The sequence below is a fragment of the uncultured Acinetobacter sp. genome (genome assembly GCF_947624825.1).
Taxonomy (GTDB): domain Bacteria; phylum Pseudomonadota; class Gammaproteobacteria; order Pseudomonadales; family Moraxellaceae; genus Acinetobacter.
Map to the genome: position 1 here is coordinate 1 of NZ_CANQLZ010000069.1, position 11,196 is coordinate 11,196.

Sequence of the window (11,196 nt, forward strand, 5' to 3'; positions counted from 1 at the left end):
GGGTCGTCCGCGACTCGAACGCGGGACCAATAGATTAAAAGTCTACTGCTCTACCAACTGAGCTAACGACCCATCTCAAAGATTGATCAAAATAAGTGGTGGGTCGTCCGCGACTCGAACGCGGGACCAATAGATTAAAAGTCTACTGCTCTACCAACTGAGCTAACGACCCATCTCGTTTTGATGGGTCGTATTGTAGCAAGATTGACTGACAGCGCAAGTAAAAAATCACAAAATTGTGTATGTTTGTTTATAAATACAGCAAATTGCATTTTTTATGTCAAAAAACAAACAAATTAGAAGCGATATTTATAAGCTTGGATGTTTTCATAAAGCTCAGGCGTTAAATCACAGTAGCTTTTTTGACCGGGCAAGAGCACCAAAATTCTTTCATTGGTTTCATAAATGTTAAAACCTTGGGTCTTGAGTTTATTTTTAAGATATTTAAAAGTGCCTGTAGTTTCTACCTGTTCTTGCACACGAATAAACAGAGGTACTGCATAGCTTGGTAACTCAGCCTTAAAATGCGTGAGCATATTGCTTAAATCTTGCTCAGTTAGGCTGCAATGTTCAGCTAAGGTAATGGCAACCATACCGGCACGACCATTGGTATGTGGTACTTCTACTCCATACACCACGGCATTGGCGATTTTTTCATAGTCACTGACAATATTTTCAACTTGTGTAGTAGATACATTTTCGCCTTTCCAGCGGAAAGTATCACCCAAACGGTCAATAAATTGTGCATGACGGAAACCAATATCACGTACTAAGTCGCCAGTATTAAAGTATGCATCGCCTTGTTTGAAGACATTTTGCATAATCACAGCTTTATTTTTGCTGCTGTCGGTATAACCATCAAAGGGTGAGCGACGGGTGATTTTACCAATCAATAACCCCGTTTCGCCTTTTTTGACCCGTTTGCAATAGCCTTTGGCATCTAAAATTGGCTCATTTTTGTCTTTATCAAATTCAATCACTGCATAAGGGGTAGGTGAAAAACCCACTGTGTTGTCAAAGTTAAATACGTTACTAAAGCCTACATTACCTTCGCTAGAACCATACAGCTCTAGGACTTCTTCTACCCCAAAACGTGCTTTGAATTTGTCCCAAATATTGGGGCGCATGCCATTGCCAATCATCTTTTTAACACGATGCTCACGGTCAAGCTCAGATTCTGGTGCATCCATTAAATAGCGGCATAACTCACCGACATAACCGATTGCAGATGCATCAAATTTTTTCACATCTTGCCAAAATGAGGAAGTGGAGTATTTACGACGGATGGCTAAAGCACCACTACTTGCAATCACACCACACCAACACACTACAATACCTGTCGCGTGATACAGCGGTAAGGTCACATACATGACATCATTTTTATTGAGCGCTAAAACGTGGCCATAGGTGCCATACGCCAATGTCCAACGGCTGTTGCTAAAAATAACAGCTTTGGGTAAGCCGGTAGTACCGGAGGTATAAATGTAAAACAGTCCGTCTTTGCCTTGCACTTTTGCCGTGGTCGGTGGGTTAAAACGCGCAAAATGATCAACTACTTTGGCTAAATTTAAATAACCACTAGGTGAACTACCGGGATTTACAGTGGTGGCTTGGTCGGCAAACCAATAAAAGCGATCTTCATTAATTTCAATCCCTTGACGAATTTCATCAACTGCCGCACGGCATTCTTCACCCACAATTAAAGCAATCGGCTTGACTAAATTAATGCTATGAATGAGGACTTTACCACTTTGTGAGCTATTCACAAGCGCTGCGGTCACACCAAGTTTGGCCAAGCCAATCACGGTTGCAATCAGTTCAGGGCGATTTTCTAACATCACGGCAATCACATCACCTTTACGTACCCCTAAAGACAGGTAGTAGTGTGCAATTTGGTTGGCCCATGCATTGAGTTGGTTGTAGCTAAATTTTTGCTCTTCAAATAGCAAGGCTATACCATGAGGATGGCGTTTGACTGCTTTTTCAAAGGCCAATCCTAGTCCGGTGGGAGTAGTTGGAGTACGCAAATAAGCTTGTTTCAGACCAGTGACCAAATGTGGCACTTTACGCATAAACTTGGGTAATTTTGCTGCAACTTCAGCAATACCAATCAGATGGCTCTGTGATGTTTGGCTCATAAGAATCCTATTTTTTATTTGTCATCTAATCTCAGGGACTAGGGGATCAGATGGTTTATCTTACAATAGCAGGCGCTATACAACTTAAATAAAATCATGAAAAAGACCTAGTCACCGAAGTGACTAGGTCTTTTTAGACTTCAGCCTACCACGTGTATTATTCAGTGGCAGGTGGAACCTTTTTCGGTGGACGACCGCGAGGACGACGAGGGCGTGCATTTTTATCTTTGCTCGCTTTATCGGCGTCATCTTCAATTTCAGGTGCAGTGTGTGCTTCAGCATCAGCTGCAATCACAGCATCATCTTGGCTTAGCACTTCCGTAGGCGGTGTTTCAGCAGGTACATCTACAACAGGTGCATCCGTGTTTGCTGCTTCTAGCTGTTGAGTTACTTCAGCAACAGGTGCATCTTCAACAACCGCCTCAATTGCAACAGCTGCTACTTCTACACAAGCGACTGGTGCATCTACAGCAACTGGAGTTTCAGTTAATACATCTACAGTCACAGCTACTTCGTTAGCAACCACCTCAATTACCTCAGGTGTAACTTCAGTGTGTTGTGCTTTTTTAGCTTGTTCAAACGCTTGTTCAGCAGCTTGTTTTGCTAAACGACGACGTTCACGAGGGTCATTGGCCATACGGCTAATAGCTTTAGGTGGCGTTAAGTCAAGCACAGCTGCAGGTTCAGCTTGCGGTTGTGCTTTAGTCACTTCTACATCACGCGTAACCGGCTTTTTCTCGGCAACAACATCAGTGCTCACTGTTGAGCTTGCAAAGCTTGCTGCATACTCATCGGTGAATTTTTGCAATGCACGGTTAAAGGTTGGTAATAAACCAAATTGTTCAATTAATACAGAACAATCTTCACCGTAGACTTTGCGAATCAAGCTACCAATGCTGTACTGCGCTAAAGTTGGTACTTCAGTGGCACGCAATTTTGGTGCTTGAGTGTGCTGTGCTTTGGCTTGGCGTTGTTCACGACGGCGTTGACGTGGATCATTGCTGGCACGTTTGACTGCTGCTTGCACAGGCTGTTCGCTTGCTGGCGCAACCACTGCAACTTCAGCCACAACAACTTCGGCAACTGGAGCAGCTGCTTTTTCAGCACGACGTTCACGTGGCTCAGGTTTTGGCTGACGTTGTGGACGCTCTTGACGTTCTTGGCGTTCGGCTTTAACCACAGGCGCAGGAGCAGCTTGTGCAGGAGCTAATGCCACGATTTCGCTTTGTGCTTGATCAACATTCACCACCAATGCTGTTGCCATCATTTCTGAGCGTGGTGCGTCAATGACTTCAACTTTAGGTTGCTGTTCATTGATCGAAGCTACAGGTGCAACTGGTGCAGCAGTGTCGTTGTTTAACACACTTGGATCACGTTGACGTACTGGACGTTCTGGACGTGGTTGATTACGACGGTCACGGCGTGGTACAGCAGGTTCAGTGGCTTGCGCCTCTACTTGTGCTGGGTTTTGCTCATGGTTTGGATGCGGACGACGTGAATTGCGTTTGTTCTCACGCGCTTCTTGACGTTGCTCTTGACGTGAGATTTGGATCACTTCTTCATGTACTTGATGTTGTACAGGCTCCGGTGTCACAGCCACTTGTTCACGCGGTTCTTTGTGTTTATTGTTGCGCGGTTTTTTGTTGTTATTGTTGTGACGTGGACGCTCTTCACGTTCAACTTTTTCAGCTTCGCGTTCAGGTTTAGCCACCGTAGATGGTGCTAAATATGCATTACTGCTTTCAACCACAGGTGCTGCGGTTGCTGCAACAGCATGCTTCACTTCACCAAATTGACCACGGCTGACCGCACCACCATTCACCATTTGTTCAATGGCAGCAGCAGCATTGTTGGCAGTACGTGCTTGATCCACGGTTTTTGCTTGTTTTTGAACAAACAAGTTTTCTAACCATGCACATGGGCTTGACGCTGCCACAGCAGGGGCAGGCGCCGCCACTTGTGGTTGTTGAGCAGGCGCTACATTGTGCTGTGCTTGTTTGGCACGTTTTGGAGGTTGTTTTTCTTGTTGTGGTGCAGCAGGAGCAGGAGTATGTTCTGCTTCTTCTAAATGCCACTCAGATGATTCATAACCCAGTTCTTTTTCGCTGTTACGCGTAGCTTCTGTACGCTCGTAACTGGTTGGCGCAAAGCCTTCAGGGTTATATGAAATTTCATAGTGTGGTGTTTCTAAATGCGGATGCGGCAGTACAGTCACACGCGCATTTGAGGTTTGCTCTAAATACACCAAGCTATGGCGTTTTTCGTTGAGTAAGAACGCTGCAATTTCAACAGGCACTTGAACTTGAACTTCACCATGACGTTCACGTAAAGCAATTTCTTCCACTTTACGCATAATCGATAAAGACAACGAACGTAAATCACGCACCATACCAGTACCGTGACAACGTGGGCAGACATAACCTGTCGCTTCTTCTAATGATGGACGTAAGCGCTGACGGCTCATTTCCATTAAACCAAAACGTGACAATTGACCAAATTGAATGCGTGCGCGGTCGCTTTGCGTCGCTTCACGAAGTTTGGCTTCAACCATACGTTGGTTACGGTCTTTGGTCATGTCAATAAAGTCAATCACCACCAAACCACCAATATCACGTAAACGTAATTGGCGAGCAATCTCTTCGGCTGCTTCTAAGTTGGTGTTAAGCGCAGTTTCTTCAACATCATGACCGCGAGTTGATTTAGCTGAGTTAATATCAATTGAGACTAAAGCTTCAGTTTGATCAATCACAATTGAACCACCTGAAGGAAGTTTCACTTCACGTTCATAAGCAGTTTGGATTTGGCTTTCAACACCAAAATGAGCAAATAGTGGCTCATTTAAGGTATAGGTTTTTAATTTGTCTAACTGACGTGGCATCACGGCTTTAACAAAGTTATAGGCTTCGTTATAGGCTTGTTCTGAGTCAATTAAGATTTCAGCGACATCATCACGTAAGTAATCACGAATAGCACGGGTAACCACACCTGCTTCTTGATGCACCAGCATTGGTGATGGACCTGAACTTGAGGTGCTTTGAATTTGCGCCCAAAGGTCAAGTAAGTGCTGTAAATCAAGCTGTAATTCTTCTTGTGAACGACCAATGCCGGCAGTACGCACAATCACGCTCATACCACGTGGAATGTTTAATGCAGCCAACATTTCTTTGAGTTCTTCACGTACCGAACCCGAAATTTGACGGCTAATACCGCCACCTTTTGGATTATTTGGCATAAGAACTAAATAACGACCCGCAAGCGAGATAAAGGTCGATAAAGCTGCGCCTTTATTGCCACGTTCTTCTTTTTCAACTTGAACCAAAAGCTCAGTGCCTTCGGTAATCAATTCACGAATATTTGAAGTTTGGCGTGGGTCGGCTTTGTAATATGAATTGGCAATTTCACGCATCGACAAGAAGCCTTGACGCTGTGCACCATATTCAACAAACACAGCTTCAAGTGACGGTTCAACACGCGTCACGTGACCTTTGTAGATATTAGACTTCTTTTGTTCACGGGTGCGGTTTTCTAAATCAAAATCGTAAAGACGCTGACCTGTGACAAGTGCAACGCGAATTTCTTCGGCATGTGTTGCATTAATCAACATACGTTTCATGGGTGTAACACCTTATAGTGATACACAGCACAAGGTCGCGATTTGCTCATAAACATCACGGATCAACGCTCAGATTTTTTCTAAGCTTTTTTTACCTGCCAAATGAGGTGGCAAAGGCGTATGATTCTCGTATTGATGGATAAGCAATACGGCTTTAATCTTGAATGATTAAAGTCAACCTGTCTCTTGTCACTGGCGGACATGCGGTGCATTGGATGAATAACTTTCACTGTCACATTGCTCGAAGCGAATTCTTCTTTTGAAGAGAACGACTTGATACGGAATGAACGTCGTATCTTTACAAATTGTGCAGATCCAATGCATCAAACGCTGTAGCCTGAAAGAGTACAGGGGCGACGAATCTGATGTGTATCAGTTTACGTTTAAAAACCAATCTGAAGATTGGCGACATATTTTTTCGGGCAAACTGATTTATGTACCGAGGTACAAATTAACGCAACAGTTTGCAAGTTTTGCCGATATAATAAGCCCTCGGCGTTGGCATATTCTTTTGGGACCTTTCCGAGCTATTGAGTGATTCATTTAATTGAACATTGACCCAACAAGGGGCTACTGTTTAAATTCCGACTCAGTTACGGCGGTTTCCGTGCGCTGACTATATCAAACCTTGCATCATCTGCCTATGGGCTAAACTGATCTTTCTTGTGAAAAGAATAGCCTAACCGAACATTTTTTATCCAATTTTAGTATTTTTTTAGGTCATAACAACTGTATGAATTCTACCCAACAATGGCAAGCCGTGACTTGGTTCGAAGTTGATGAACATCAAGACGGACAGCGTATTGATAACTTTTTATTTACCCGTTTAAAGGGTGTTCCAAAGAGCCGGATTTATCGCTTAATTCGCGAAGGTCAAGTTCGCGTTAATAAAAAACGTATCAAAGCTGAAACTAAGCTTAAAATTGGCGATCAAATTCGTGTGGCGCCAATTCGTTTTGAACAAAAAGAAGAAGCAGCACCTGTATCAGACAAAGTGGCACAAAGCTTACTCAGCCGCGTAGTGTACGAAGATGAAGGCTTAATGGTGGTCAATAAACCATCAGGAATTGCGGTACATGGCGGTAGTGGTGTGGCGTATGGCTTAATTGAAGGCTTACGTGCTGCTAGTGGCAAAAAATATTTAGAACTGATTCATCGTATTGACCGTGATACTTCAGGTTTGGTGATGATTTCTAAAAAACGTAGTGTGCTGAAAAACCTACAAGACCTGTTACGTGAGCACAAAATTCAAAAAACCTATGCAGCTGTGGTGAAAGGTAAAGTTGCTTTAGATAAGCAGTTGATTGATCAACCGTTGCATCGTTACGAACTTGCCAATGGTGAGCGTCGTGTCTGTGTATCTAAAGAAGGTAAAGAGTCAAAAACTCAGTGGAATGTGAAAGAGCGCTTTATGCATGCCACTTTGGTACATGCCTCACCACTGTCAGGTCGTACCCATCAAATTCGTGTGCATGGTTTAAGTATTGGTCATCCACTGGTTGGAGATGATAAATATGGTCACGAAACTCAATATCGTGGTCCAAAACCACGTCGTTTATGTTTACATGCCATGCGTCTTGAAATTCCGGGCTATCCTGTCATTGAAGCACCATTGCCTGAAGATATGCAAAGCATTGTGGCACAATTGCGTGCGCAAAAAGCCGATCCTGTAATTGTCCCTGATGTAGATGACGAATAAGTCGCTTTAACTGAAATAAGTTAAACCTAAGCACCCTGTGGGGAAATTGATAGCACACATTTGCGCTGTTCATTTGCCAACAGGGTTTATTGTGTAAGGCATAAACAATGGAAGATAAGTCATATGAGTGCAGCGCTTAAACTAATCATTTTTGATTGGGATGGCACCTTGTTTGATTCGGTCGGGCAAATTGTGGCAAGTTTACAATTTGCAGCCGAGCAATTTAAGCAGCCTCTCACTCATGAAGACGCCAAAAGTATTATTGGTTTAGGTTTACCTGAAGTGGCACACACCCTGTTTCCACAGGTGCCTGAATTACATGCTGATATTTTGCAGTGTTATTCAGAACATTATGTGGCGCATTCCAAAGGCGATGCATGGTTTGTAGGTATCAGTGACATGTTGCAGCATCTTAAAGCCCAAGGCATACAATTGGCAGTAGCCACGGGCAAAAGCCGTAAAGGACTTGATCGTGTCTTGGCGCAAACCCAAAGCCAAGATTTATTTGTGGCGACGCGTGCTGCAAGTGAAACCAAATCTAAACCTGACCCATTAATGCTAGCAGAGATTTTGCAACATACTGGCATTCAAGCCAATGAGGCGATTATGGTGGGGGATACTTCTTATGATTTGAGTATGGCACAACACATAGGTATGCCAAGTGTTGGCGTGGCGTATGGTGTGCATGCTGTTGAGGTATTACAACGTTATCATCCGATTTATATTGCCCAAAATGTAAGTGACTTAAGCCAATTTTTGCAGACACTCACTCAGCAAGCAGTGGCAGCTTCGGGCTAAGAGGCGGTTGTTTTAGCAACTTGATACAAATTAAGCCTATTGGCGCATAGTAATTTTAACGCCAAAACCCTAAGCTAATAAATGTAAGTCTAGAGTGATTCTGTAAAGATTTTGTTCTACGCTATTAGTCTTATTATGCTTAAAATGTAAGCATAATTTGGCTTTTAGCAGCAGTTTATAGCTGAAGCTTAGAACAATAACATAGTATAAATTTTTGATTTAAATAGAAAAGAATAAAAAATATTTATAGGTATTAGCTATTGAAAAAAATAAAATAAGTATTGGCATAAGCGCGTTATTTTGTCGATGCTAAAGTAGTTTATACATCCATCTAAGTTTTAGCGTGCATAACAAGCCATGTTGCATCAATGCATGTTGCGGTTTTGCTTCAAACTTTGACTTAGATAGATGTCCAATTTTTGCAGTTTAAGGAAACATTGATGTCGAATTCTGCTGTTGTTGAATCAGTTGCTCAAGCACTCCGTGATGCGGAAGTCAATCAAGCTGCGATCGCACCGATCCGTCCACAATTAGGCGGTGAAACTGCTGACGTAAATATTGCTTATGCAGTTCAAGAAGTAAATACCAAACGTGCACTTGCAGAAGGTCGTCGCCTTGTAGGTCGTAAAATTGGTCTAACCTCAGTTGCTGTACAAAAGCAATTGGGCGTGGACTCACCTGACTTTGGTATGTTGTTTGCCGATATGGCTTATGGCGATGGTGAAGCGATTCCTGCGGGTCTATTGATTCAACCTAAAGTTGAAGCGGAAATCGCATTGGTGATCAAATCAGATTTAACCAAAGAAAAACACACTTACGCAGACATTATCAGTGCAACTGATTATGCATTACCTGCGGTAGAAGTGGTGGATAGCCGTATCGAAAACTGGAAAATCTCATTGATTGATACAGTGGCTGATAACGCATCAAGTGCAGCATTTGTTCTAGGTTCACGTCCTGTAAAACTTGAAAACCTTGATCTTGTGAATTGCAAAATGACCATGACACGTGGTGATGAAGTGGTATCGCAAGGTGTGGGTAAAGCTTGTCTTGCTAACCCACTCAATGCAGCAGTATGGCTTGCAGATGAAATGGTACGCCGTGGTCGTCCATTACTTGCAGGCGACATCATTTTATCAGGTGCGTTAGGTCCAATGGTTGTTGCAAACCCAGGTGATGAATTTAAAGTTGAAATCGAAGGCTTTGGTTCAGTGACTGCTGCTTTTGCTGCTGAATAAACCCAAATTTAGAGAGTACATTCATGAAAAAGATTAAATGTGCAATGATCGGTCCAGGTAACATTGGTACTGATTTGCTTTACAAATTGCAACGTAGCGAATGGTTAGAGCCAGTATGGATGGTGGGTATTGACCCAACTTCTGAAGGTCTTGCGCGTGCTGCAAAAATGGGTTTAAAAACCACAGCTGAAGGCGTAGACGGTTTACTTCCACACGTACTAGAAGACGACATTAAAATTGCATTTGATGCAACGTCTGCTTATGTACATGCTGAAAACAGCCGTAAATTAAATGAACTTGGCGTGTTAATGATTGACTTAACACCGGCTGCAATTGGTCCATTCTGCGTACCACCTGTAAACTTAGAAGCATTGCTTGCAGCGGGCGAAGTGCCAAACGTAAACATGGTGACATGTGGTGGTCAAGCAACCATTCCTATGGTGGCTGCGGTTTCTCGTGTTCAACCTGTTGAATATGGCGAAATCATTGCGACTGTATCAACAAAATCAGTGGGTCCTGGTACACGTAAAAACATTGATGAGTTTACACGTACAACTGCGGGCGCAATTGAGAAAGTTGGCGGTGCTAAACAAGGTAAAGCGATCATCATCATTAACCCTGCTGAACCACCACTCATGATGCGTGACACAGTACATTGCTTAGTTGAAGGTGAGCCAGATCAAGCTGCGATCACTGAATCAGTACATGCAATGATTAAAGAAGTGCAAAAATATGTACCAGGTTACAAACTTGTAAACGGTCCAATTTTTGATGGCAACCGTGTGTCTATCTTCTTAGAAGTAGAAGGTCTTGGTGACTTCTTACCTAAATATGCAGGTAACCTAGACATCATGACAGCAGCAGCTGCACGTACTGCAGAAATGTTTGCTGAACACGTATTCAATAAAGAAGCTTAAGGAGCAACCACATGTCTAAGATTATTGTTCATGATATGACGTTACGTGATGGTATGCACCCACAGCGCCATCAAACCACTGTTGAGCAAATGATTGCAATTTCAACAGCACTTGATGATGCAGGCGTACCTTTAATTGAAGTCACACACGGTGACGGTCTTGGTGGTTCATCAGTAAACTACGGTTTTGCTGCTGCAACTGACGAAGAATATTTATCTGCTGTTGTGCCACGTATGAAGAATGCAAAAGTATCTGCATTACTTTTACCTGGGATCGGTACGGTTGACCATTTACACATGGCGCACGAAATTGGTGTATCTACTATTCGTGTTGCAACACACTGTACAGAAGCAGATTGTTCAGAACAGCACATCACAGCTGCACGTAAATTAGAAATGGACACAGTGGGCTTCTTAATGCTTGCTCACATGGCAACTCCTGAGCGTCTTTTAGAAGAAGCGAAGAAGATGGTGTCTTACGGTGCAAACTGTATCTATGTAACAGATTCTGCAGGTTACATGCTTCCTCAAGATGTAACAGATCGCGTAGATCATTTACGTCAACACTTGGATCCAAGCATTGAGCTAGGTTTCCACGGTCACCATAACTTAGGTATGGGTGTATCAAATACTGTTGCTGCGGTTCAAGCAGGCGCAGTACGTGTTGACTTAGCATCTGCAGGTCTTGGTGCGGGCGCGGGTAACACGCCACTTGAATTGTTCATCGCAGTTGCAAACCGTATGGGTATGGACACTGGCGTTGACTTGTTCAAAGTACAAGACGTTGCTGAAGA

General features: G+C 43.2%; 7 protein-coding genes and 2 tRNA genes. 5 read left to right on the top strand and 4 right to left on the bottom strand.

Features of this window, described 5'->3' with window-relative positions:
• The 4 genes from Q0017_RS12055 to Q0017_RS12070 form a co-directional block, all read right to left on the bottom strand.
• Positions 1 to 72 (bottom strand) — tRNA-Lys (locus Q0017_RS12055).
• A gap of 24 nt (positions 73 to 96) precedes the next feature.
• A tRNA-Lys gene (locus Q0017_RS12060) sits at positions 97 to 172 on the bottom strand.
• 124 nt (positions 173 to 296) lie between these two features.
• Entirely contained in the window at positions 297 to 2,138 is a 1,842-nt protein-coding gene (locus Q0017_RS12065) for a long-chain-acyl-CoA synthetase (RefSeq protein ID WP_298147170.1), read from the bottom strand.
• 157 nt (positions 2,139 to 2,295) lie between these two features.
• Positions 2,296 to 5,751: an Rne/Rng family ribonuclease gene (locus tag Q0017_RS12070; protein WP_298147173.1), complete on the bottom strand. Its 3,456-nt coding sequence runs from the start codon at positions 5,749 to 5,751 to the stop codon at positions 2,296 to 2,298.
• Between the two features lie 733 nt (positions 5,752 to 6,484).
• On the opposite strand from Q0017_RS12070, the gene Q0017_RS12075 reads away from it, so the two are divergent.
• From Q0017_RS12075 to dmpG, 5 genes are all read left to right on the top strand, one after another.
• On the top strand, positions 6,485 to 7,450 hold the full coding sequence (locus Q0017_RS12075) for an RluA family pseudouridine synthase (protein WP_298147176.1): 966 nt from the start codon (positions 6,485 to 6,487) through the stop codon (positions 7,448 to 7,450).
• A 123-nt stretch (positions 7,451 to 7,573) separates the two neighbouring features.
• Positions 7,574 to 8,248, top strand: a complete 675-nt coding sequence (locus Q0017_RS12080) for an HAD-IIIA family hydrolase (RefSeq protein WP_298147179.1) — start codon at positions 7,574 to 7,576, stop codon at positions 8,246 to 8,248.
• Between the two features lie 440 nt (positions 8,249 to 8,688).
• Positions 8,689 to 9,486, top strand: coding sequence for a fumarylacetoacetate hydrolase family protein (locus tag Q0017_RS12085; RefSeq protein ID WP_298147182.1), 798 nt, complete (start codon positions 8,689 to 8,691; stop codon positions 9,484 to 9,486).
• 23 nt (positions 9,487 to 9,509) lie between these two features.
• A complete protein-coding gene (locus Q0017_RS12090) occupies positions 9,510 to 10,403 on the top strand; it encodes an acetaldehyde dehydrogenase (acetylating) (protein ID WP_297428821.1) in 894 nt (297 codons plus the stop codon).
• A gap of 11 nt (positions 10,404 to 10,414) precedes the next feature.
• Positions 10,415 to 11,196, top strand: a 782-nt coding sequence (dmpG, locus tag Q0017_RS12095) for a 4-hydroxy-2-oxovalerate aldolase (protein WP_298147185.1), incomplete at its 3' end; no start/stop codon positions are given.